Source organism: Wolbachia endosymbiont (group A) of Chalcis sispes (assembly GCF_964026765.1).
Classification (GTDB): Bacteria; Pseudomonadota; Alphaproteobacteria; order Rickettsiales; family Anaplasmataceae; genus Wolbachia; species Wolbachia pipientis.
This window is the reverse complement of sequence record NZ_OZ034697.1, coordinates 511,467-533,962: the sequence shown is the minus strand read 5'-3', so window position 1 is coordinate 533,962 and position 22,496 is coordinate 511,467. Positions and strand designations below refer to the sequence as shown.

The window sequence follows — 22,496 nt, the reverse complement described above, 5'->3', positions numbered from 1 at the left end:
AGCACTTACATATAAAGTAGTAACAAGCTCAAATGATACAGAGCTACAAATTTAATATCAATATATATATAACAAATGGAAGGTTTGCAACTAAAAAAAACACAGAGTGAGATAGAAAATATTTGGAAAAATAGAGAAAAATTTAATGACTGTAATCTAAAGAAAACAGCAAGAATAGCAATTAAAGAGGTAATTGAGCTCCTTGATAGTGGCAAAATTAGAGTAGCAGAAAAGCTATCAAGTGGAGAATGGGTAGTACATAAGTGGATAAAGCAGGCAATATTATTACATTTTCTCACCGAAGAAAATAAAATAATAGATAATACTAATTGCTGGTTTGACAAGATCGGTAACAAATTTAGTGAATGGAATGAGGAGAAATTTCGCCAGTTAAAAATTAGAGCAGTTCCTGGGTGTTTTGTTCGCCGATCTGCTTATATAGGTACAAATGTTGTTCTAATGCCAAGTTTTATCAACGTTGGTGCATATGTTGATTCAGGAACAATGATAGATACCTGGTCAACGATTGGTAGCTGTGCGCAAATAGGAAAAAACTGTCATATTTCCGGTGGAGTGGGAATAGGTGGAGTTCTTGAGCCTATTCAAGCTTCACCTGTCATTATAGAAGATAATTGCTTTATTGGAGCACGTAGCGAAGTGGCCGAGGGTGTGGTAGTGAGAGAAGGATCAGTCCTTGGCATAGGTGTGTTTATTGGGGCATCAACAAAGATTATTGATAGAGAAACTAGCAAGGTATTTTACGGCGAAGTGCCACCTTATTCTGTAGTGGTACCAGGGTCTATTCCATCTAAAAATAATATTTCAACCTATTGTGCAGTCATAGTAAAAAAAGTGGATGAAAAGACGAGATCGAAAATCTCTATAAATGAAATATTGAGGGATTAAACTATCTTACTCCTTGTCGTCACTTTTTTTATCATTATTACTAACCACAGTAATGGCATACGCGCATAACTCTGAGAAAGAGACTCCATTTTCTTGAGATAGTTTATATAATTTTTGTAGACTTTCTTTTACTTTATTAGGAATATTCCCTCCACGTTCTTTTACAAGCCAGGAATCTTGATGATGAATTGGATGAGCATCACTTTTTGGATTTCCTATGTATATTGCAAAAGGTGAACTTTGTCCTTTGAAGTCACATTGTACAGTAAATTTTTTTATAGATTCAGCCATCTAAAGACCTCTACTTTTCTTTTTGGTCGATTTTATAGCAGGTGGAAGAGGTGGTTTCTTTATAAAATCTTGTCTATTGACAACACTTTCTCTACCTTCCAAAGCTCGGCGAACATCAGCTCTGCTTAATTGCGACTCTTTTGCTACCTTCATTCCATGCTTTGCCATAATATTAGCATATGCTAGTACTTTTTTTACCAATGCTAGATCACCATCTAGCATTTGAACTAGCACTTGAAACACTTCCGCTAAAGTTAGCCCATCAGCATTTATAACCTTGTTTTCTATAAAATTGACAGCTTCTTCAAATTTGTATTCAATACTATCATCTTGAGCTATAAGGGCAACATAATCGGTGTTTTTGTCGTCCATAACTGAAGCACTATTACTCACAAACTTAAGTGTATACTATATATATAAATACTCTACTATTTTATATTATGGCACGCTATAGTTAAACATTTATTAATAACATGCTCACTTATATACACGAATTAATTGACAAAAGTCAAGGATCAATATCCATCAGTGATTTCATGAATGCCGTTTTGTACCATGAAAAATACGGCTATTATACAAGTAAATTACCGCTTGGTAAGGATGGTGATTTTACTACCGCACCTGAGATCAGCCAATTATTTGGTGAAGTAATTGCAGTTTGGATAATGCATACATGGGAAAAATTAGGAAAGCCATCAAAATTTTCTCTAGTTGAACTTGGGCCAGGCAAAGGAACACTCATTCACGATATAATAAGAGTCACTAAAAAATACAGCAGCTTTTTTAATTCGATGTTGATCCACTTAGTTGAAATAAGCCCTACTTTACGGAAGATACAAAAGGAAAAATTAAAAAGCTTAGATGTTAATTGGCACAAAAATATTGACAACCTACCAGAACAACCAACCATTTTTTTAGCAAATGAGTTCTTTGACGCTCTTCCGATAGATCAGTTTGTATATCATGATGAGGGGTGGTATGAAAATATGGTGACAAAACAAGATGATGGCAGTCTCTTGGTGTCATGCCAGTGCGTGACACTGGAATCCAGAAAAAAAGAATCATGGATTCCAGTGTCAGCTACTCAGATGACAAATGGAAAATTTTTTAATGGTGCAGTGGTGGAAATATGTTCAGTTGGGGTTGAAATATTAAAAAAACTTGAGAAGAAGATATATAATAATAAAGGAGCTGCTTTGATTGTAGATTACGGTTATGTATACCCCGCATATAAGAGCACTTTGCAATCGATAAAACAACATAAGTATGCTAATTTTCTTGAGAATGTTGGTAATAGTGATATTACCGCACTTGTGAACTTTCAAGCGTTAAGAGATCCATTAAAGCATGTAGATTGTGAGATTTTAACTCAAAGGGAATTTTTATATCTTTTTGGCATAAAAGAAAGAACCCAGGCTTTAATGAAAAGCGCAAGTGATGAACAAAAGAATAGGATCTTTAGTGAATTCTTAAGGTTGACTGAAAATATGGGCACTCTTTTTAAAGCAATGCTATTGATATAGCTAACCCAAGAAAGGTTTCCCTACGTCATACCGCCGCGATATCTCAGCATAGATTCCGCTAACGAGTAGCGGAATGACGAGCTTATTGTCATGCCGCCGCGAACCGTCATACCGCGATTCATTCGCGGTATCTCAGCCGCTAACAAAGCGGGATGACGAGCTTATCGTCATCCCGCCGCGAACCGTCATACCGCTGCGGTATCTCAGCCGCTAACACGTAGCGGGATGACGAATTACTTAACCATCATCTACACCGTCATACCGCGATTCATTCGCGGTATCTCTTAACATAGATCCCCTACTATACCTTAACATAGATCCCGCTAACAAGCAGCGGGATGACGAATTACTTAACCATCATCTACACCGTCATACCGCGATTCATTCGCGGTATCTCTTAACATAGATCCCCTACTATACCTTAACATAGATCCCGCTAACAAGCAGCGGGATGACGAATTACTTAACCATCATCTACACCGTCATACCGCGATTCATTCGCGGTATCTCAGCCGCTAACAAGTAGCGGAATGACAACAATCCTACGTCATACCACCGCGGCGCTAACAAGAGATCCCGCTAACAAGCAGCGGGATGACGGTTGTCGTTTAGCCATAAACATTAAGAAATTTACCAAACGAAAAAAAAGGCAAAAGAAACCCTAGTCATTGTCTATTTTCAGTATTGGCGTTTTTTAAGTCTTAAACACTGCAATTTAGCTGCTTTTAAATGCAACTCACCTTAGTTTAAATGTTTAAGAAATTTACTAAGCAGAAAAAAAGGCAAAGAGAACCTAGGGTAGCTAGTATTCAAATTCTCCCTTGTTCTATTTGACGTCTTTTGATGTCTTAAACGCTTTATAAGCGCGTTTCGGCTTGTATAGCTAGAAACCCAGAAGTTTTATAAAGACATGAGGTGCACATAGTGCAAAAAATTAAGCATGATTTACGCCAAATACAAAGTTCCCTTTGTCGTTTTAATCTGCAGATTGCGAAGATAAATAAATAGCTTCAGTTTTATGATAAGGGGGCTGGCGAGGTTTGTCAAGCAAGTTTTTTCGTTTCTATTCCCAATAAAAGTTTGTTATATGGTTATGCAAGAAGTTTAATACTCATAGTTTCAAGCATATACTGAAATATTTCATTAGCTATAGCAACATCTTGGCGTGGGGCTTTGCCGTGTTCTATAAACACAGAGATTGCATAGCGCGGGTTATGGTAAGGGCCATAAGCGATAAATAACTTATGACTTTCACCCTTAGAGTTTATCTCTGGTGTACCGGTTTTACCGGCAATTTGTATACCGCTTAGCCCTTTCTTATAGGTTCCAGTTTTAGAATTCACCACATCAAACATAGCTTTTCGAACTATGCTAAGATGCTCACAATCCACATCAATATCGGGAAAATCTTGTATCGTTTCATTCATCTTAATGCGGGGAATTACCTCTTTTCCTGTTGCAATCCTCGCTGCAAGAACTGCAAGCTGTAGTGGTGTTGTAAGCATATACCCTTGTCCTATAACTAAGTTGATAGTGTCACCTAAATACCACTGCGAATATAGCTTTCGTGTACGCCAATCTCTATCTGGCAACAACCCTGGAGCTTCTTCTTTAAACGTTCCAATCAGTGGCCCACTTCCAATACCAAATTTTCTGGCCATTTCTACTAGAGAGTCTACACTTATTTTTTTTCCTATATTATAAAAGTAAGTGTTGCATGATAATGCCATTGCCTCATTTAAAGATACATATCCATGGACTTTGCTTTTCAGGCAACGAAATTTCCGCTCGCCTATTTTCATATAGCCCTTACACGAGAATTTTTCTTCTGGTGTTATTATTCCATCTTTTAAAGCTGCAAGCGCAACTATTATTTTAAATATTGAACCAGGTGGAATTTGATATGATAACGCACGATTCACGAGCGGCAATGAAGGAGCATTCAAGCTCTCCCAAGTCTCATTTGATAGCCTGCTAGCAAAAAGATTATTATCGTAAGAAGGTGAATTATATAATGCTAAAATTTCTCCATTATTTACATCAATTACCACTGCGGAGCCTTGGTGATCTTTAAATACCTCTGCGGTTTTCTCTTGCAGATTAATATCAATTGTCAGTTGTACATCTTGTCCGTCTTGTTGTGGTATGCTTGATAATTCTTTTATGACGCGTTTTTTAGAATTTATTTCCTGCTCAGATTTTCCTGACTTGCCTTTCAATATATGATCATATGTATATTCAATACCGCTGATTCCTACTTCGCTTATGCCTTGCTGTCTTTTTGTATATCCGATTACATGAGAACACATTGAACCAAACGGGTAATAACGTTTATAAAGAGCAGTTATTTTTTCTGACGATTTTGCTATTTTAGACTCGACTTCTGATAATGTCTGCAAATCAACTTCCTTACCAGAACCATCAAACAAAACAACATACGAAATTTTGTTCATCGCAAGTTCAATGCTATTCCTATCTAAAATTTTGCCCCGCTTAGGCATAATAGTAGCAACTCTTATTCTATTACTATTAGATAGTGCTTCGTACTTTTGTCTGTTTCGTATTTGTAAATTATATAACCTGCAACTAAAAACCGCAGAAATGGTAAGCTGAATACCACCTAATATGAATGCTCTGCGGTTAAAGACTTTGTTTTTTGTCCACATAACATTCCTTCAAAACGCACTTTTTTCCCCTCTTTTATTGTTACACTTCTGGCTTTTACCGTATTACAAACCCTTTTTTCCCACTCACTTAAGGTCACAAACTTATAACCTGATTTTTTTAGTATTTTAATAATATGAGGTAAAGCTTCAATTGTGTTTGACCTGTTATTGTGATCATGAAACAGTATAACTGCTCCATTATGTACATTACTTAAAACTCTTTCAACTAAAGTTTCTGGCTTATCACCTTGCCAATCTAGCGAATCAACTGTCCATAATATTGAATACATATTTAATTGATCAGTATTTTCAATCAGATTATCGTCATAACATCCATATGGCGGACGAAACCATTTTACATCTTGTTTTATTGCATTTTTAATTGCTGTATTTGTCTTTTCCAATTCTTGCAATTGTTCCTCACTTGAAAGTGATGTCAACTTCCTATGCGACCAAGAGTGATTGCCTAACTCATGACCTGATTCATGAATTTTCTTTACTATTTCAGACGTTTTTTCATTTATACGTTCACCAAGCACAAAAAATGTTGCTTTTGCTTCATAGCTTTCCAGAACATTAATAATATCGTTTATTCTATTGTTGGAAGGTCCATCATCAAACGTAAGCGCAACAAACTTATCGTCGTTATTCAATAATTTTTTTATATTACTTAAATTTCTATATGATAGATCTAGATTACAACTGAGCCCACAGTATGGTAAATTAAAATTACAATCACTACAAAAAGCCGTACTTGAATATAGTAAGAAAAAAGTGATTATCCTTATAAACATTTGTAATCAGCAAAGTGATAGAATACTACACTTTTTTGCTAAGTTAAGCCATCTTTAATTGCTGTAGCCTTTACTTCATCGCTTCTTTAATATATTGTATTAACAATTTTATATAATATATTATGATTGCAAATATAAATACCGTTGCGCTTCAGGGAATTAGCACAGTAAATGTCAATGCACAAATTCATATGGCAAATGGTATTCCAGCTTTTAATATTGTTGGCTTGCCGGATAAAACTGTTGCAGAATCCAGAGAGCGCATCAGAGCAGCGTTAAATTCAATCAATCTACTACTACCTCCAAAAAGAATTACAGTTAATCTCTCCCCTGCGGATTTGCTGAAAGAAGGCAGTCATTATGACTTGGCTATTGCTATTGGACTACTTGTTGTAATGAATGTGATACCAGTTGAAAAAGTTCAGTCTTATATAATCATGGGTGAACTGGCTCTTGATAGCAGAGTTATTCCAGTTTCAGGTGTGCTGCCAACAGCAATTAATGCAAAAAAGGACAATAAAGGAGTAATTTGCCCGAGAGGAAATGGTGTAGAAGCTGTATGGGTAAAGAATGTTTCAATTCTGGCTATAGAGAAATTAACTGATATTATCAGACACTTTAAGGGTGAGCAATTAATTCAGCCAGTAATTTTTAATTATAGTGATGCACCCAAAGAAAAAAGATTGGTTCCCGATATGAAGGATATCAAAGGCCAAGTTGTTGCAAAAAGAGCAGCTGAAATTGCAGCAGCAGGTGGGCATAATATGCTTCTTGTTGGCCCTCCTGGTACTGGAAAATCAATGCTTGCTAAACGATTTGTAGGGCTATTACCTGATTTGACTGAACAGGAAATGATTGATGTTAATATTATTTCCAGCATAACAAAAACTGGTAACGAAATATTCAAAGTAACTCGTCCCTTTCGTGAACCTCATCATTCATGCTCTATGCCAGCGATGATAGGGGGAGGAAAGAATGCAAAACCTGGAGAAATTACCATGGCTCACAATGGCGTGTTATTCCTTGATGAGTTGCCAGAATTTCCAAGACTTGTGCTTGATTCTCTGCGCCAACCACTTGAAGATAGAAAAGTTACCGTTGCAAGGGCAAATGCTCACATAACCTACCCTGCCAATTTTCAACTGATAGCTGCAATGAACCCTTGCAGGTGCGGTTATTTAGGTGATGCAAGCAGATCGTGCAACAAAGCTCCAAAGTGTGGCACAGATTACAAAAACAAAATATCAGGGCCATTGCTTGATAGAATAGACATATGCATTGAGATGCCAAACGTTAGCATACTCTCTCCTGAAATCTCTGTGGAGGGAGAAAGTACTAAAATTATAAGAGAAAGAGTGATAGCAGCAAGAAAAGTTCAAACTGAGCGCTATAGTGAATTAAATATTCGTTGCAATTCAGAAGTAAGCGGTGAAGCATTTAATAAATTTACTGAACCAGATCAGGCAGGGTTAGAATTGCTAAAATACGTACTGAAAGAAAATTACATTTCCAATCGAGGCTACACACGCGTATTAAAAGTTGCAAGAACTATTGCAGATCTTGCAAAAAGTGAAGAAGTAAAAAGAGCACACATTGCTGAAGCGCTCAATTACAGAATAAAGGTATATTAAAAAATTAGTTTACTTGACAGGCAATTTTTTTTACTATATGCTTCCTTAATGAAATTTTAACATTCTATTTAAGGAGTAGAGTTATGGCATTAACAAATTATGAGTATGGAAAAGGGGATGGCATTTTTCATGCTATTTCAGAAGGATATATACAAGCTGAAAAATACTGGGGAATTCCTGGTGCTGCTGGTGGAGCTGGTCAGTACGCTATGCATAATAAAGGGAGAACAGCATTATTTCCGCTTGCAGTTGCAAGTGTTGTCTTTACAGCAATGCATATGAAAGCAGGCTTTGTTAGTGCAGCAGAAGCTTCTGGGTTTCTTGCTAAGACTGCCAGTTACTTTGTTGGAACAAATCAAGCAATAGCTGCTTCATTACCTGGATTTATCGGAACAGGTGTTGCTGGTCAGATAGTTGCGGGTGCCATAATGGCAATTGCTGCAGCTGCCGTTCTTTATGGAACATATCAAGTTGCCTCAAAATTAAAAGATGTTGCAGTTGAAGCATTGAAAGGGAAAGGGAAAGATCAGGAAGTATAATAATCTTCAACAAAATAAAAAGGGATAGGTTTCTGTCCCTTTTTATAAACGTTTTCTATTTTTTGCATCGGTTAAGTGATGTCATCTAAGAATCTAGTTATTATAATTAACGGCACTTATTGGTATAAATGTTAAGAATAAGTAAATCCCGTTTACTGTTTACGCCTATAGAAGTGAAAAGTATTTGCATATTATTAAAAAAGCGGTAACTTATTATCAAGTGAATTCGCTAAATTTGAGTAATTTAAATGTCTATTGATCTTAGTCTGCCGGAGTTACCTATATTGCACCCAAGGATTACCGTTGTGGGAGTGGGTGGTGCTGGTGGAAATGCTGTGAATAACATGATCCAATCTAATTTGCAAGGAGTGAATTTTGTTGTCGCAAATACCGATGCTCAAGCACTAGAAAAGTCGTTATGTGATAAAAAAATTCAGCTTGGCATTAATTTAACTAAGGGGCTTGGTGCTGGTGCTTTGCCTGATGTTGGCAAAGGTGCAGCAGAAGAGTCAATTGATGAGATTATGGAGCATATAAAAGATAGTCATATGCTTTTCATCACAGCAGGAATGGGCGGTGGTACTGGAACCGGTGCAGCACCGGTAATTGCAAAAGCAGCCAGAGAAGCAAGAGCCGCAGTTAAGGATAGAGCGCCAAAAGAAAAAAAGATATTGACTGTTGGAGTTGTAACTAAACCGTTCGGTTTTGAAGGTGTGCGCCGTATGCGCATTGCAGAGCTTGGACTTGAAGAACTGCAAAAATACGTGGATACACTTATTGTCATTCCAAATCAGAATTTATTTAGAATTGCAAATGAAAAAACTACATTTTCTGATGCATTTAAACTTGCTGATAATGTTCTGCACATTGGCATCAGAGGAGTAACTGACTTGATGGTCATGCCAGGGCTTATCAATCTTGACTTCGCTGATATAGAAACAGTAATGAGCGAGATGGGCAAAGCGATGATCGGCACCGGAGAGGCAGAAGGAGAAGATAGAGCAATTAGCGCTGCAGAGGCTGCAATATCTAATCCATTGCTTGATAATGTATCAATGAAAGGTGCGCAAGGAATATTAATTAACATTACTGGTGGCGGAGATATGACTCTGTTTGAAGTTGATGCTGCAGCCAATAGAGTGCGTGAAGAAGTAGATGAAAATGCAAATATAATATTTGGTGCTACTTTTGATCAAGCGATGGAGGGAAGAGTTAGAGTTTCTGTTCTTGCAACTGGCATTGATGGTCGCAATAATAAATCAGAAACTTCACCTATAAGTCAGAGCGAAGACTCAGAGAAAGAGAAATTTAAGTGGCCATATAGTCAAAGTGAAAGTACGCAAGACAAAACACTGGAAACAAAACCAGCTGAACAGGTAAGCGAAGGAGCTAAGTGGGGCAGCAATATCTATGATATACCAGCTTACTTAAGAAGAAAAAAATAATGCAATTTTGGCTACTCAAGTCAGAGCCAAGTGAATACTCATGGCAAAAAATGGAAAAGGATCAGGTAGTTGAGTGGGATGGTGTGCGCAATTATCAAGCTCAAAATTACATGAAAATTATGAAAGCAAGCGATCTTGCGTTTTTTTATCATACAGGTAAAGAGAAAGCAATACTTGGAATCGTTGAAGTATTTAAAGAGTATTATTATGTTAATGATCCCAAGTTCGGATTAGTGAATGTAAAGTTTTTGAAACCTTTAAATAACCAAGTAACGTTAAATAATATAAAACAAAACCCACTTTTGAAAAATATGACTATATTAAAACAACCACGTTTATCAATTGCCCCAGTTTCGGAAATTGAATGGAATGAAATAATAAGGATGAGTGATGTGTAATACCTGTCATTTCAGTTCCTAAATGATGTCATCTCAGCACACAACGCACAGCTGTATGAATATTTGTCTCGAAGGCAGTGCATTAAACGTTATAGCCGATTTTGCATCAAACACAAAGGTGTCATTCCAGTGCTTGACACTGGAATCCAGCCTTAATGCAACCACATTAAAGCCGTTGTGTTTTAATATAAGATTAGCTACTTTTATATTCACTAACTTGATGTCTAATCAAAATTCCTGGATTCCAGTGTCTAGGCACTGGGATGACATCCTTCTAGTGTACAATATTCGTACAGTTGTGTACATGACACAAGGGTCTATAACTCTTCTTTTTTGGATTCCAGTGTCAGCTATTTGCATGACACCCTTACTGATGTGTCACTCATGTTAGAAGTAAATATTCTTGACAAGAAATGGTGCAGCATTATAGAAAATCCTAAAAATTTTGTATTAGGTGTCATCAATGCTTCTCTAAAAGAATTAAAAATAGACCACTATAAACCAAATATATCAATAGCTCTGGCTGATGATGACTTGCTACATCAACTTAATTTAAAATTTAGAGAAATGGATAAGCCAACTAACGTACTATCATTTCCGTATGAACAATTGTCTAATGAGTGCGATTTAGGAGACATAGCAATTTCAATAGACACAATAAAAAGAGAATCGCATGAGTATTATATACCCATTCTTGCTCACATTGCACACATGTTAGTGCATGGATTACTGCATTTACTTGGTTATGATCACCAAAAAAAAGATGAAGAAATTATAATGAAAAATCTAGAAAGAGAGATTTTAGCTTCGCTTGGCTACAATATGTGTGCGATTTAAAAGGAATTTAATAAAAATATAGTAGATGATAATAAAATATGTTATCTACAAAGGGTTTTAGCTATAAACAATAAAAGGTAAGTGATATGGTTCAGTTTTCTTTGCCAAAGAATTCTAAAATTAATCAAAAGGGCAAAATTTATCCTATTCCTGCTAGAGCAAAAAACATCAGAAGATTTCAAATTTACCGTTGGTCTGCTGATGACGAGAAAAACCCTAGAATAGACACATTTTTTATTGATATGGATAGTTGTGGCCCTATGGTACTTGATGCATTAATAAAAATAAAGGATGAAATAGATTCGACTTTAACTTTCAGACGTTCTTGTAGAGAAGGTATATGTGGATCTTGTGCCATGAATATTGACGGAACCAATACTCTTGCATGTACTAGATCTATACATGATATAAAAGGTGACGTAAAAATATATCCATTACCTCACATGTATGTAATAAAGGACCTAGTCTCGGATTTGAGCCAATTTTATGAGCAATACAAATCAATTAAACCTTGGTTACAAGCAGATAAGCCTGCCCTACCAAATAAAGAATACTCTCAATCTTCTGAAGATAGAAAAAAATTAGATGGCTTGTCCGACTGTATATTATGTGCTTGCTGTTCGACTGGTTGCCCAAGCTACTGGTGGAATAGTGATAAATTTTTAGGACCAGCAATACTATTACAAGCTTACAGATGGATTGCTGACAGCCGTGATAATAAGACAGGTGAAAGACTTGATGTTTTAAACGACCCATTCAAGTTGTATCGTTGTCATACAATAATGAATTGCACAAAAACTTGTCCTAAAGGACTTAATCCAGCAAGAGCAATAGCGAAAGTAAAACAGCTCATGGTAGAGAGAGAAGGAGTTTAAGTATTACCTTTTGCATTCTTCGTAAGAGAACAGCAAACCTTCCGAAGCGTAGGGTATTGTTAATACCCTGAACGCTTTTCCGTTTGTGAAGTGCATCGTATCATCGTACGATTCAAATAATTTTTTGAACAACTCATGTCTTTGGTTACTAATAGTTTGAAAATCCTCTTTTTCTAAAAGCTTTTTAGATTCGAAGAGGTAAAGCATAACTTCGTGATAAGTTGGGTAAGATGCCAAAAATTTTGGGTCAAATTGAAAGGTTTTTATAAAAGCATTATTATAAAATTTTAGCTTTTGATTCTTACTATATATTACTATAGCAACCGGTAACCTCTCAAGCAAATTTTTCTGTGTAGCTAAATAACTGTTTAATTCAGTATATAATTTCTCTGCATCACTAACATCTTTCCCATACATTACTATGCTACCAGAACCTTGTATTGGAATTTTAACAAAATCGAAAACCTTAGGTTCGTTCTTATAAGTTATGACATGTCTTCCTGGTTTTGTGCTATGAGCGCTACCGGTAATAGCAAATTTCTTAGAACCATCTACATATTTATCATAAAACAAGTTATAAAATTCCACCTTTCTACTCTTGTTATATCTTAGTATTGGAAATGGTAAAGAGTTGAAAACGTTTTTATAGCTCTCCACTTCCTGTGTAAGCTTACTATTTTCTAACTCAAGTCCGTTAGCCTTTATCTTACAGTCTGAGACATTCCTTATCCATAACAGCACACCTATCACATTGTTAGAATCATCTATTATGCTTCTACCGTAACATATGCAATAAACCTCACTGTCTTTTGACTTTAAATCTAGAGTAAAAGATTTATTTATTTCCTTTGCCTCAACAAAATTTTTGATTAAGCTTTCTGATTGCTCAAAAAAATTCACAAACTCATTAAATGAGTAAAAAACAGTATTAAGCAAAATTAGTAAATTGGGAGAGAACTTTTCTATACGTTTTTTTGCATCCCAAATATAAAACCCATCATTCACAGTATCAATTAAATTATTTATGATAACATTTTGATGCTGTAAGTTCTTAATCTTATTACTAATTTTTAATTTAGAATAAGAGAGAAAGAATAATATTAGAATCAATATTAAAACCACTTCATACAAAAAAAACATAGCACTTTTAAAACAAATGTAAAAATTTGTAACCGCTCAGAATTATGCTGAAGAGGTATATAAGTAAAGATTGCCTAACATTTGAAAGCCCAATCTCTTATAAAGGTTCACAGAAGATTTCATACAATGTGCTACTATATATTTGCATTCAAGCTGTTTAGCTATCTTTATTCTTTCTAAAACCATTTGGGTACCTATTCCACGATTCCTGTAAATTGGTAAAACTCCATCACTATAAAAACCAGCTACGCTATCTTGAACATAAAGACCGCATGTCCCAATAATTTCATTATTTAGTGTTACAAGAAAAAATCTTAATCTTGAGTTCTTATCATCATAATTTGATAATCCGCGAAAAAATGTGCTGACAATTCCAACGCCATGATAAAAAATTTTAGAAGTGTGTAGATCTAACTGTTCTAAGAGGTTGCTACCATTCACAGCATTTAACCTCAAGTTTGGAATAACATCAGCAGGTAAAAAGTAATTTTTCATATTAAGTAAAGCTTTTTTTGGTGTGCTAACGTGTTTTATTTCACACTTTTCTAAAATATCTCTTATTTTCATATGTGAATTTATTACCCATGTTGCTTCTATATCTCTTGTTCTGAGATAATCTAGAGTTTTTTGTATAGAAAGCTCGGTACATTGATCTCCACAGAACACAAAATTAAATAATGACTCCCTGGTACCATTTATTGTAAATATGATGTTATCAAATTCATCGTGTACTTCCCACTCAGATAAATTCGCTGTGTACAGTATATAATCCTTTAGATTTTGAACAATTAAGCTTGAATAATAAATTTTTTTATCCTGCATACACCAACAATAAACAATAAAAGGCTCCTATAAGAACACAGGCTAAAATTGCAGCTATAACGTCATCTAGCATAATACCTAAAGGACCTTTGGTATTTTTATCGATTAAATTTATAGGCCACGTTTTTATTATATCAAAAAACCTAAAAGAAAAAAAGCACAACAACAATGAAGAACAATTCATCTCTTGGCTTAACAATATCGAAACTAAAAGTATCGTCAGCAATTGACCAACCACTTCGTCAATTACTACCTCTTTTGGATCACATGAAGTCTTGTAATGTTTTATATAATTACCTGTAGACCATAATCCAATTAAGAATAAAAAAGAAATAATTGCTGCACCTAAAATTTTGTTGCTCAGGATTACAGGAACAAGCGGAAAAGAAGCCAAACTACCCACAGTACCTGGCATTTTTTTTACTGTTCCAGACAGCCACCACGTTGATATTAATTTATATAAAAATTTCACAATATATCCAAATACAAAATTAACTTATAAGAACAGAAATAGTATCCTCTATAGAGGCGCTTTCATACAATAATCTATAGACCGCTTCACATATAGGCATTTTTATCTTTAGCTTTCCTGCTAAATTAAATATGGACTCAGCAGTGCTAAAACCTTCAATCACTGACTTGCCTTCTGACAAAATCTGCTGAACATTAAAGCCATTGTCACTATTACCTATTTTAAACCCAAAAGATAAGTTTCTTGAATTCAAGGATGTGCATGTCATAATTAGGTCACCCAGACATGCTGGCCCAAGTAGTGTATTTATATCCACACTACCGTCACCAATTTTTGCTGAGTATAAAGCCTTAATTTCGCTCATACTTTTCGTAATCAATGCTGCATGAGCATTAAACCCAAGTTTACTACCTAGAACAATCCCACACGCTATAGCAAAAACGTTCTTTAACGCTGCACAAATCTGTACTCCTATAATGTCGTTACCAAACTCCAATTTAACATTTTCTTGTTGCAGCTCTGATACTAGCTTTGAACCTAATGTGTTATTTTGGCATGCAAGAACCATTGAATAGGGTAATTTTCTTGCAACTTCTACAGCAAAGCTAGGACCTGAAAAAATAGCAATAGGATTGTTAGGTAAAATTTCATTTACTATTTCACTAGGTAATTTTAATGTAGACTTTTCTATTCCCTTACAAGCTAAAATTATTGCTACATCTTTTTTCAGATTACAATTATGCAATTGCTGACATACCTTCCTCAGAGACTGAGTGGGAACAGCGAGGATTGTTACTGAAGCATTAATTGTGTCTTCAATAGCCAATTTTACTGACACATTATCAGAAATTCGACAACCGGGTAGCTTGTCACTTTCTCTTTTCCCGTTGATTGATTCAAATGTAGTTTCATTGTGAGTCCACAAAATCACATCTTTCTTACTATCTAATGAAATTGCGATTGCTGTACCCCATGCACCAGCACCTAAAATTGATATTGCCACACAATATTCCTGAAAATATTACTTATACTTTAAAATAGTAGGATAAGTAAATTAAAAATATAACACAGACATATAGAATAGTTAAATATTTATTAACCGAAGTATTCTTTTAATAATAGTAACTTTAATTCAATATTTACTAAAAATATTATTACTATCATGGTATGTCTATTATATTTTAGATCTATTTATATAACTTTGGAACAATATATTTACTATTAATTAATAAGTGTAATTTTGATCATTTGTTAATAAAAATTTGATTTATTACTTTCCTTAGTTATATATATTACTAAAATTATAAATTATTTATGGGGTGTAAAATATGCGTATATTATTAATTGAAGATGATCAAGTAAGTGCAAAGACTGTGGTTAACGCCTTAACTTCTGATGGACACTTCTGTGACGTTGTTACTTCTGCACAAGATTATAACAATAATATGGTTTCCTCAAACGGAGATTACTATGACCTAGTTATTTTAGATATACACTTACCTGGTGATATTGACGGATATGATATATTGTTAAGACTAAGAAGTGCAAAAATCAAAGTTCCTGTCTTAATACTTTCATGCATATCCGCTGTCAATCACAAAGCTAAAGGACTCGGGTATGGTGCCGATGATTACTTAACCAAGCCATTTCATAAAAGCGAGTTATTAGCTCGAATTAAGGCCATAGTGCGTCGTACTAAAGGCCATCCTGAATCGGTGATAAAGATTGGTAATATAAATATCAATTTTGATCACAGGGTTGTTGAGGTGAAAGGTAAAACGGTTCACCTTACTAATAAAGAGTATTCTATGATAGAATTGCTAGCACTGCGTAAAGGAACAGTACTAACAAAAGAAATGTTCTTAAATCATCTTTACAATGGCTTGGATGAACCTTCAGATAACAAGATAGTTGATGTTTTTATGTGCAAATTACGTAAGAAACTTGAAAGTGCAAATGATGGAAAAAGCCACATAGAAACCGTTTGGGGCAGAGGGTATGTTCTGAAAGAGTATATTGATGATGATGAATATTCTAATGTTAATGTAGGCGAAAGTAGTGATGGCTATCAAGCAGAACAAGTGAAGGACAACGCATGAAATGCCTACACATTTAAATATAGCATGGCTTATATCGCACGTATCATGTGAACGCCTAGGTGAAATATAAGCCGAGTTCTGTTTATGTAGCTATTTATCTGGAGTAAATGTTACCATTTACCGCATGCGATTTACCCGAGTAGATATGAGGAAAACATAAAATCTACTTCTATTTAATCTTGCTCCTAGTGTTGGTTACTCGACTACCAATGTTGCCATTGCCATGGTGTGCTCTTACCACACCTTTTCACCCTTACCTAAAAATATTTTAGGCGGTAATTTTCTGTAGCCCTATAACTGGAGTTACCTCCGGCGGGCATTACCCGTCACTATTTTTCCTTGGAGCCCGGACTTTCCTCTGCTATGTTTATCACACAACAGCAGCTACTTATTTCACCTAGGAATTATACTTTAACATGAAAATCACAAAAGCAAAAGACAATTTCCTAACAGTCTACATATTAAAAACATTTAGACAAATAGCTAAAGGTGATATTCCGGCACATCATCACTATCCCAAGATAAGCTTTTTTCACTTTTAGACTCCGCTTCAGTTAGTCAAGAGCCTGGTCCACCGCTTGAAGACGATGAGCTACTTCTTGATCGACTACTACTTTCTACTGATATACTATTTAGCACTGTTTCAGATTGATATATAGTTCGCATTCTGTTACCAGTGGTAAAAATTTCTTCATCGCTACTTGAAGATGATCGCCTTCTATAACCCAAATCAGTTAGTTCTAATACAGGAGCAGCATTACGACCCTTAACATATCTATATGCTATGAATCCTATAATTCCAACAATACCTATTGCTCCAACCAAAGATCCCCCTATCATTCCTGCCTTATTAGACCCTATAGCAAGTTGAGTAGGTTGTGGTGAAGAAGTAGACTGAGGAAGTAAAGTCGTGGTGAATATAGGAGTTGTTGACTCTTTTGTTCTAGTACTTGGTATACTAAATACTGTTTGTGTAGTTTTCTCTGAGCTTGTTGTTGGCGCAGTTGGTTCCACTGTTACTGTGCTTGTTTGAGTCGTTGACTCTGTTGAAGGTTTATTCGTTGTAGAAGTAGGTGCAACGGCTTCTGTTGTTGGCTTCACTGTTACTGTACTTGTTTGAGTCGTTGACTCTGTTGAAGGTTTACTCATCGTAGAAGTCGACGCACCAGTCGCTGCTGTAGGTTTTACAGTACTTGTCTCAGTCCCTGAAGTTACTATCGGCACACTAGTTGACGTTGTAGCAACCGTGGTCGCTTGTGAAGTAGTAGTTGTTTTTGCTACTGTCGTTGACCCCGTTGAAGGTTTACTTATTGTAGAAGTAGGTGCAACGGCTTCCGTTGTCAATTTAGTAGTCTTCACAGCGTCGGTTTCTGCTGTGCTAGTAATTGCAGCAGTCGGCGTTTTCTTAGAAGTCACAACCGTTTCTGCAACAGTTATAGGAGCCACGGTACTACTAGAAATAATATCTGGCGTTAATCGACCGTTAATGATATTAACAAAATCACTGAGAGTTTTGATGCTATTTGCCGGTATTATTGTTGCTTCAGAAGATTTTCCAGAGCCGTTTTGATTAAAAGTTACAATATTTTCTCCACTTACCGCAGTTACGATAAAACCACCCTGACCGTTGCCTTTAATATATAATTGCTCTATAGGATCTGTAAATTGATAGATAGGAAAATCTGACACTGATCCATTTTTAAGTAGAGTTGCTATATGTAACCTCTGCTCATTAGCTGATTGGTCATTTTCAAGAAAAGCAACTAGATCATTTCCTTCCGTTTGTTCAACATACTGCAAAAAGCTTATTTCATGTTCTCTAGAAAGAGATAGTGCTTTATTATCTATTTGACCTTTTCGATTACCAAGTAAAAAGCCATTAACTCCATCCTTCAGACCCTGAATCACTTTAGCCATATCAAATTTAAAAATACGTGTTTTTCTCACCTCTTGATTTTCCTTAGTAATCCTTTTGCTCACTTGCGAATAAAGCATCGTGTTTCCATTTAATGCCAATTGCCCCTGATTATCAAAATTGAACAATTTTCTTTCTGTAACACCTTTTTCTCCAGTCAATACCTTAAATTTTCCGCTCTCGCTTGACTTTAAGTACCAAGAAACTAAAGTTTGATCCTTTAAGTTATGGGCGATTACAATTACGTCACCATTACCAACTTTCACTGCTCTTGGTTGAAAGTAACTATTGCCCACATTTGCAAGACTATTATTATCAATATTCTTTTGTAATTTTCTTTTATCTAAATGTTCAACTGAAGGAGTATTAACTGATTGTTTAATTCCGTAAGTGTTAAAAGATAAGCCTTTAACGCATTTTTCTCCTTCTTCGCTAATTCCTTCTTCAGGAAAGATAACTCCAACTTTATCTATTTCAGCTGAATCTTCTATTAATGTGAGAGATAATTGATCTTTGAATTCATTTGCTACGCTGATATTTGTACCACATTCGTATGTTTTTGATTGATATAATGGACTAATAAGTAATTTTACTTTACTGCTCCCATTACCATTATCTTGATAGCTGAGTCCGTAAGCAACTCCATTCCCCTCAATTAATTCTACGTTTGTTGGATTAAAACCTATCGCTTCTTTAATTTCCGGTGTATTTGAGTTGATCCCGAGCAATCTTCTTAATATAGACATAATTTTATTTAAAATATTAATAAAATGCTATTATGATTACTCCTGTGTGTTAATGTCAATGAAAATTTTAACTAAAATTAAAAAATTAATATAATATTTTATACTAAAAGGTAAATATAAGCTTGAAGAGGGCTAAGAAGCTTTATGCTATTTCTCAAAAAACCAACAATTGCAATCATTGGTTCTACAGGTATAATCTGTTAAAGTTTACACGAGTCTCATGAATGATAGAAAAAGAAGAGCAGTTTAGTTTTACATCAGAAAACCTCAAGAAAGCAGGAAAGTTTATAGAGATGTATCCTAAAGGCAGAGAAGGTAGTGCTGTCATGCCTTTACTATATCTGGTTCAAGAGCAATGCGGATGGGTTTCTGAACCTGCTATGCGTTATGTTGCTGATATGCTGCATATTCCACGTATTCGTGTATATGAAGTGGCAAATTTTTACACCATGTATAATTTAAAACCAGTAGGCAAATATCTAATACAAATTTGTAGAACAACTCCTTGCTGGTTGTGCAATAGTGAAGAAGTTTTAAACACCTTTAAAAAGAAACTTGGAATCAATATCGGTGAGACTACTAAAGACAATTTGTTCACTTTAAAAGAAGTTGAATGCCTAGGTGCATGCGTTAATGCTCCCGTTGTGCAGATCAATAATGACTTCTATGAAAATCTTACTCCTGAGAAAGTAGAAAACATCATAGCAGAACTTTTAGGCAAATAGATGAAAGAAGAATTTGCATTTAAGATAATCAAGCAATCAGGTTCTGCAAGAGTTGGAACAATTAAAACTCCAAATGGAAGCGTAGAAACCCCCGCTTTTATATTCTGTGCAACAAAAGCTGCAATTAAAGCTGTAGATACCGAAAGAATAAGTGAAGCAGGTACCAAAATCATACTTTCCAACACCTATCACCTAATGCTTCAACCAGGAGAGAATACTGTTGCAAAACTTGGTGGTTTGCACAAGATGATGGGATGGAATGGGCCAATGCTAACTGACTCAGGTGGATATCAGATATTTAGCTTAGGCCACGGATCAGTTTCGGAAGAGATAAAAGGAATAAGAAAAAAACAAAAAACTTTGATCAAAATTAATGAGGATGGGGCAATTTTCCGTTCTTACATTAATGGTAAAACTTATTGCTTAACTCCTGAAAAGTCTATACAAATTCAACAAAAATTAGGTGCAGATTTAATCCTAGTTTTAGATGAATGCACTCCATTCCACGTCAGCAAAGAATACACAGCAAAATCAATGCTCATGAGTCACAGATGGGCTGAACGTTCTTTAAATGAATTTGAAAAAAACAATAATGGCAAGCAGGCACTGTATGGAATTAGTCAAGGCGGAGTGTATCAAGATTTACGTAGAGAAAGTTGTGATTTTATCAACGATTTGCCATTTTTTGGTCAAGCAATAGGTGGATCACTTGGTCAAAGTAAAGAGCAGATGTACGATGTAGTTTCTTTCACTATGGACCACCTAAAAAAAGACAGGCCTACTCATTTGCTTGGTATTGGTGGAATTGTGGACATCTTTCATGGAGTAAGTCTTGGAATTGACACGTTTGATTGTGTGCATCCAACTCGTTTGGCAAGGCATGGTGGTGCACTTATTAAAGTAAAAAATAGAGATTCTATTTCTTCAAAGTGCAAAGAGCATGTTAATTTGCGGAATCAACAATTTGAGCTGGACAATAACCCAATTGAAAGTGACTGTTTATGTTTTACCTGCAGAAAACATTCAAGAGCTTATATACACCATTTACTGAAAGCTAAAGAACTGCTAGCTTACACGCTCATCACTATTCACAATGTTTTCTTCATGAATAAGCTTATGGAATCAATAAGACAGGCAATATTAGATGATAGGTTAGATCAAGAGAAGAATAACTGGATTAGTGAAATACCATTGCACTTTGATTTGGCCTCTCTTTAAGTCTTTTCTTTATGCCGTTGATTTTTACTTCTTGTTATATTTACTTTATTTATCACACTATTAATTAGAAAGGTTATAATAAATAATTAATCTATTAATGTTAGTCTCTACCCATATGATTTGTAAGGATTAGAGGTGAAGATATGGCTAAAGGAAATAATACCCTATTAATATTTGATTTTGATAACACTATCACTAATGGACACATGCATGGTGTTTTCTTTGGTAGACACTCCGGAATTAAAAAAAGTGATTTTAATTCTGCTGTGGAAAATGCAGTGACTGATCACAATATAAAAGATTTTCTAAAAAATACAGACGGAATAAAAAATGAAGAGGGGCTGAAATCTACATTACAGTCTGCACTTTCAAACGGAATAGAAGTGAATATTGCATCATATACAGGATATCCAAATGCTGTAAAAAGGGTTGTAGAAAATCATTTGGGCTTATCTAAAGAACAAGCAGACAGTATTTCTGTATTTGGCGGATTTCCAGCAGATTATGATAATGAGCTTCCAAAAGATCTCAAAGAACAACAAAGTCAAGTTGGAAAGAATTTACACATCTGTAAAGCAATTGTGAACTATAAGAACCTGTTTAAAATCTCGGAGAGATGAGGTAAAATAGTGGTAGATTAAGAATGAGGTATATCTATGCGTAAAAATTATCCAAGTGATATGAGTCGAGAGCAATTTGAAAAAATCAGACCAATACTAGAGAGTAGCAGGAAGAAAACGAGACCAAGAAAACTTGATTTGTATGATGTATTTCGTACAGTGTTATACGTCCTAAAAAGTGGTTGCCAGTGGAGAATGTTGCCAAAAGATTTTCCAAGGTGGGAAAGCGTATATTACTATTTTCAAATGTGGAATAAAAAGAATGGAGAAGAACCAAGTTTGTTGGAATTAGTTTTAAAAAAAATTGGTTGGAGAGATCCGTATCAACAATGGTCGGAAAGAGAAAACTAGCTTCTGTATAATTGATGCTCAAAGTGTTAAAAACACAGATACTGCTGAAAAAAAGGGCTATGATGCAGGTAAAAAGATTTCAGGCATAAAGCGTCATATTGCAGTTGATACTCAAGGTCTACCACATGCAATTTATGTAACAACAGCAGAAGTAACTGATCGTAGTAGCGCTGTAAGAATGGTTGAAAATGCTAAAGATACCCTTTCTGAAGTCAAAAATATATTGGTTGATGCAGGCTACACAGGAAAAATTTTTGCAACCCAAATAAAAGATATTATTGGTGCAACTGTTGAGGTAATAAAGCGCAGTGAATTACATTCTTTTGTTGTATTGCCAAAGAGATGGGTTGTTGAGCGTTCTTTTGCTTGGTTAGAAAAGTGTAGACGGCTATGGAAAAATTGCGAACGTAAACTCAATACCAGCTTGCAAATGATTGTCCTTTCCTTCATTTCTCTCCTATTACAAAGATTTTAAACAGGTTC

22 protein-coding genes and 1 other RNA gene are annotated in these 22,496 nt (G+C 35.2%); 13 read left to right on the top strand and 10 right to left on the bottom strand.

The features are described 5' to 3' along the window. Nucleotides 1-75: 75 nt before the first annotated feature. Nucleotides 76-906 carry a 2,3,4,5-tetrahydropyridine-2,6-dicarboxylate N-succinyltransferase gene (gene dapD / locus AAGD72_RS02690; protein ID WP_341815060.1) on the top strand — a complete coding sequence of 277 codons (831 nt, stop codon included), beginning with the start codon at nucleotides 76-78 and terminating at the stop codon, nucleotides 904-906. Between the two features lie 6 nt (nucleotides 907-912). Here dapD and AAGD72_RS02685 read toward each other — a convergent pair whose 3' ends face one another. Then, entirely contained in the window at nucleotides 913-1,197 is a 285-nt protein-coding gene (locus AAGD72_RS02685) for a DUF2610 domain-containing protein (protein ID WP_010962783.1), read from the bottom strand. Continuing rightward, nucleotides 1,198-1,569, bottom strand: coding sequence for a hypothetical protein (locus AAGD72_RS02680; protein WP_077188297.1), 372 nt, complete (start codon nucleotides 1,567-1,569; stop codon nucleotides 1,198-1,200). It lies immediately after the preceding gene. Between the two features lie 101 nt (nucleotides 1,570-1,670). Here AAGD72_RS02680 and AAGD72_RS02675 point away from each other — a divergent pair, with 101 nt between their 5' ends. Next, nucleotides 1,671-2,720, top strand: a complete 1,050-nt coding sequence (locus AAGD72_RS02675; protein WP_010962785.1) for a class I SAM-dependent methyltransferase — start codon at nucleotides 1,671-1,673, stop codon at nucleotides 2,718-2,720. 1,091 nt (nucleotides 2,721-3,811) lie between these two features. Here the strand turns inward: AAGD72_RS02675 and AAGD72_RS02670 are convergent. Both AAGD72_RS02670 and AAGD72_RS02665 read right to left on the bottom strand, forming a co-directional pair. Continuing rightward, nucleotides 3,812-5,386: a penicillin-binding transpeptidase domain-containing protein gene (locus AAGD72_RS02670; protein ID WP_341815058.1), complete on the bottom strand. Its 1,575-nt coding sequence runs from the start codon at nucleotides 5,384-5,386 to the stop codon at nucleotides 3,812-3,814. Further along, complete coding sequence (locus AAGD72_RS02665) at nucleotides 5,341-6,180, bottom strand: polysaccharide deacetylase family protein (protein ID WP_182366999.1); 840 nt, start codon at nucleotides 6,178-6,180, stop codon at nucleotides 5,341-5,343. Before AAGD72_RS02665 ends, AAGD72_RS02670 begins: the two co-directional genes overlap by 46 nt. A 122-nt stretch (nucleotides 6,181-6,302) precedes the next feature. Between AAGD72_RS02665 and AAGD72_RS02660 the strand changes: the two genes are divergently transcribed. The 6 genes from AAGD72_RS02660 (at nucleotide 6,303) to AAGD72_RS02635 (ending at nucleotide 11,905) form a co-directional block, all read left to right on the top strand. Further along, nucleotides 6,303-7,811 (top strand): YifB family Mg chelatase-like AAA ATPase, encoded by a 1,509-nt coding sequence (locus tag AAGD72_RS02660; protein ID WP_341815057.1) that lies wholly within the window; start codon nucleotides 6,303-6,305, stop codon nucleotides 7,809-7,811. Nucleotides 7,812-7,894: 83 nt separating this feature from the next. Then, the gene (locus AAGD72_RS02655; protein WP_341815056.1) at nucleotides 7,895-8,350 is read left to right on the top strand and encodes a hypothetical protein; all 456 of its coding nucleotides are present in this window, start codon (nucleotides 7,895-7,897) and stop codon (nucleotides 8,348-8,350) included. A 248-nt stretch (nucleotides 8,351-8,598) separates the two neighbouring features. Continuing rightward, nucleotides 8,599-9,795 (top strand): cell division protein FtsZ, encoded by a 1,197-nt coding sequence (gene ftsZ / locus AAGD72_RS02650; RefSeq protein ID WP_010962790.1) that lies wholly within the window; start codon nucleotides 8,599-8,601, stop codon nucleotides 9,793-9,795. Further along, nucleotides 9,795-10,193 carry an EVE domain-containing protein gene (locus AAGD72_RS02645; RefSeq protein WP_341815055.1) on the top strand — a complete coding sequence of 133 codons (399 nt, stop codon included), beginning with the start codon at nucleotides 9,795-9,797 and terminating at the stop codon, nucleotides 10,191-10,193. Before ftsZ ends, AAGD72_RS02645 begins: the two co-directional genes overlap by 1 nt. A 384-nt stretch (nucleotides 10,194-10,577) precedes the next feature. Beyond that, entirely contained in the window at nucleotides 10,578-11,030 is a 453-nt protein-coding gene (gene ybeY / locus AAGD72_RS02640) for an rRNA maturation RNase YbeY (RefSeq protein ID WP_010082473.1), read from the top strand. A gap of 86 nt (nucleotides 11,031-11,116) precedes the next feature. Continuing rightward, the gene (locus tag AAGD72_RS02635) at nucleotides 11,117-11,905 is read left to right on the top strand and encodes a succinate dehydrogenase iron-sulfur subunit (protein ID WP_010082472.1); all 789 of its coding nucleotides are present in this window, start codon (nucleotides 11,117-11,119) and stop codon (nucleotides 11,903-11,905) included. 3 nt (nucleotides 11,906-11,908) lie between these two features. On the opposite strand, the gene AAGD72_RS02630 is transcribed toward AAGD72_RS02635, so the two are convergent. Genes AAGD72_RS02630 through AAGD72_RS02615 form a run of 4 tightly spaced genes read right to left on the bottom strand, consistent with a single transcriptional unit; the run spans nucleotide 11,909 to nucleotide 15,342 of the window. Next, nucleotides 11,909-13,045 (bottom strand): hypothetical protein, encoded by a 1,137-nt coding sequence (locus AAGD72_RS02630; RefSeq protein ID WP_010962793.1) that lies wholly within the window; start codon nucleotides 13,043-13,045, stop codon nucleotides 11,909-11,911. A gap of 42 nt (nucleotides 13,046-13,087) precedes the next feature. Then, nucleotides 13,088-13,867, bottom strand: a complete 780-nt coding sequence (locus AAGD72_RS02625; protein ID WP_006280097.1) for a GNAT family N-acetyltransferase — start codon at nucleotides 13,865-13,867, stop codon at nucleotides 13,088-13,090. Next, a complete protein-coding gene (locus AAGD72_RS02620) occupies nucleotides 13,857-14,339 on the bottom strand; it encodes a phosphatidylglycerophosphatase A (RefSeq protein ID WP_006279290.1) in 483 nt (160 codons plus the stop codon). The genes AAGD72_RS02625 and AAGD72_RS02620 overlap by 11 nt, the downstream gene beginning before the upstream one ends. A 19-nt stretch (nucleotides 14,340-14,358) precedes the next feature. Continuing rightward, complete coding sequence (locus AAGD72_RS02615; RefSeq protein WP_341815054.1) at nucleotides 14,359-15,342, bottom strand: NAD(P)H-dependent glycerol-3-phosphate dehydrogenase; 984 nt, start codon at nucleotides 15,340-15,342, stop codon at nucleotides 14,359-14,361. Nucleotides 15,343-15,667: 325 nt separating this feature from the next. Between AAGD72_RS02615 and AAGD72_RS02610 the strand changes: the two genes are divergently transcribed. Beyond that, nucleotides 15,668-16,438, top strand: a complete 771-nt coding sequence (locus AAGD72_RS02610; RefSeq protein WP_010962797.1) for a response regulator transcription factor — start codon at nucleotides 15,668-15,670, stop codon at nucleotides 16,436-16,438. A 51-nt stretch (nucleotides 16,439-16,489) separates the two neighbouring features. Here AAGD72_RS02610 and rnpB read toward each other — a convergent pair. Next, nucleotides 16,490-16,839, bottom strand: an RNA gene (rnpB, locus tag AAGD72_RS02605) — RNase P RNA component class A. A gap of 157 nt (nucleotides 16,840-16,996) precedes the next feature. After that, nucleotides 16,997-19,099 carry a hypothetical protein gene (locus AAGD72_RS02600; RefSeq protein WP_341815053.1) on the bottom strand — a complete coding sequence of 701 codons (2,103 nt, stop codon included), beginning with the start codon at nucleotides 19,097-19,099 and terminating at the stop codon, nucleotides 16,997-16,999. Between the two features lie 224 nt (nucleotides 19,100-19,323). Here AAGD72_RS02600 and nuoE point away from each other — a divergent pair, with 224 nt between their 5' ends. From nuoE to AAGD72_RS02580, 4 genes are all read left to right on the top strand, one after another. Then, the gene (gene nuoE, locus AAGD72_RS02595) at nucleotides 19,324-19,824 is read left to right on the top strand and encodes an NADH-quinone oxidoreductase subunit NuoE (protein WP_341815052.1); all 501 of its coding nucleotides are present in this window, start codon (nucleotides 19,324-19,326) and stop codon (nucleotides 19,822-19,824) included. Continuing rightward, nucleotides 19,825-21,042: a tRNA guanosine(34) transglycosylase Tgt gene (tgt, locus tag AAGD72_RS02590; RefSeq protein WP_341815050.1), complete on the top strand. Its 1,218-nt coding sequence runs from the start codon at nucleotides 19,825-19,827 to the stop codon at nucleotides 21,040-21,042. 143 nt (nucleotides 21,043-21,185) lie between these two features. Continuing rightward, nucleotides 21,186-21,662 (top strand): hypothetical protein, encoded by a 477-nt coding sequence (locus AAGD72_RS02585; protein WP_341815049.1) that lies wholly within the window; start codon nucleotides 21,186-21,188, stop codon nucleotides 21,660-21,662. A gap of 36 nt (nucleotides 21,663-21,698) precedes the next feature. Beyond that, nucleotides 21,699-22,488 (top strand): IS5 family transposase gene (locus tag AAGD72_RS02580; RefSeq protein ID WP_341815048.1). Its coding sequence is split into 2 segments (ribosomal slippage): nucleotides 21,699-21,959 and nucleotides 21,961-22,488, totalling 789 coding nucleotides; the frame shifts between segments, so codons are not numbered across the junction. Nucleotides 22,489-22,496 lie beyond the last annotated feature (8 nt).

Coding starts and splice junctions, on each gene's coding strand:
- dapD (WP_341815060.1), top strand. CDS start 76: ATGGAAGGTTTGCAACTAAAAAAAACACAGAGTGAGATAGAAAATATT.
- AAGD72_RS02685 (WP_010962783.1), bottom strand. CDS start 1,197: ATGGCTGAATCTATAAAAAAATTTACTGTACAATGTGACTTCAAAGGA.
- AAGD72_RS02680 (WP_077188297.1), bottom strand. CDS start 1,569: ATGGACGACAAAAACACCGATTATGTTGCCCTTATAGCTCAAGATGAT.
- AAGD72_RS02675 (WP_010962785.1), top strand. CDS start 1,671: ATGCTCACTTATATACACGAATTAATTGACAAAAGTCAAGGATCAATA.
- AAGD72_RS02670 (WP_341815058.1), bottom strand. CDS start 5,386: ATGTGGACAAAAAACAAAGTCTTTAACCGCAGAGCATTCATATTAGGT.
- AAGD72_RS02665 (WP_182366999.1), bottom strand. CDS start 6,180: ATGTTTATAAGGATAATCACTTTTTTCTTACTATATTCAAGTACGGCT.
- AAGD72_RS02660 (WP_341815057.1), top strand. CDS start 6,303: ATGATTGCAAATATAAATACCGTTGCGCTTCAGGGAATTAGCACAGTA.
- AAGD72_RS02655 (WP_341815056.1), top strand. CDS start 7,895: ATGGCATTAACAAATTATGAGTATGGAAAAGGGGATGGCATTTTTCAT.
- ftsZ (WP_010962790.1), top strand. CDS start 8,599: ATGTCTATTGATCTTAGTCTGCCGGAGTTACCTATATTGCACCCAAGG.
- AAGD72_RS02645 (WP_341815055.1), top strand. CDS start 9,795: ATGCAATTTTGGCTACTCAAGTCAGAGCCAAGTGAATACTCATGGCAA.
- ybeY (WP_010082473.1), top strand. CDS start 10,578: ATGTTAGAAGTAAATATTCTTGACAAGAAATGGTGCAGCATTATAGAA.
- AAGD72_RS02635 (WP_010082472.1), top strand. CDS start 11,117: ATGGTTCAGTTTTCTTTGCCAAAGAATTCTAAAATTAATCAAAAGGGC.
- AAGD72_RS02630 (WP_010962793.1), bottom strand. CDS start 13,045: ATGTTTTTTTTGTATGAAGTGGTTTTAATATTGATTCTAATATTATTC.
- AAGD72_RS02625 (WP_006280097.1), bottom strand. CDS start 13,867: ATGCAGGATAAAAAAATTTATTATTCAAGCTTAATTGTTCAAAATCTA.
- AAGD72_RS02610 (WP_010962797.1), top strand. CDS start 15,668: ATGCGTATATTATTAATTGAAGATGATCAAGTAAGTGCAAAGACTGTG.
- AAGD72_RS02600 (WP_341815053.1), bottom strand. CDS start 19,099: ATGTCTATATTAAGAAGATTGCTCGGGATCAACTCAAATACACCGGAA.
- nuoE (WP_341815052.1), top strand. CDS start 19,324: ATGATAGAAAAAGAAGAGCAGTTTAGTTTTACATCAGAAAACCTCAAG.
- tgt (WP_341815050.1), top strand. CDS start 19,825: ATGAAAGAAGAATTTGCATTTAAGATAATCAAGCAATCAGGTTCTGCA.
- AAGD72_RS02585 (WP_341815049.1), top strand. CDS start 21,186: ATGGCTAAAGGAAATAATACCCTATTAATATTTGATTTTGATAACACT.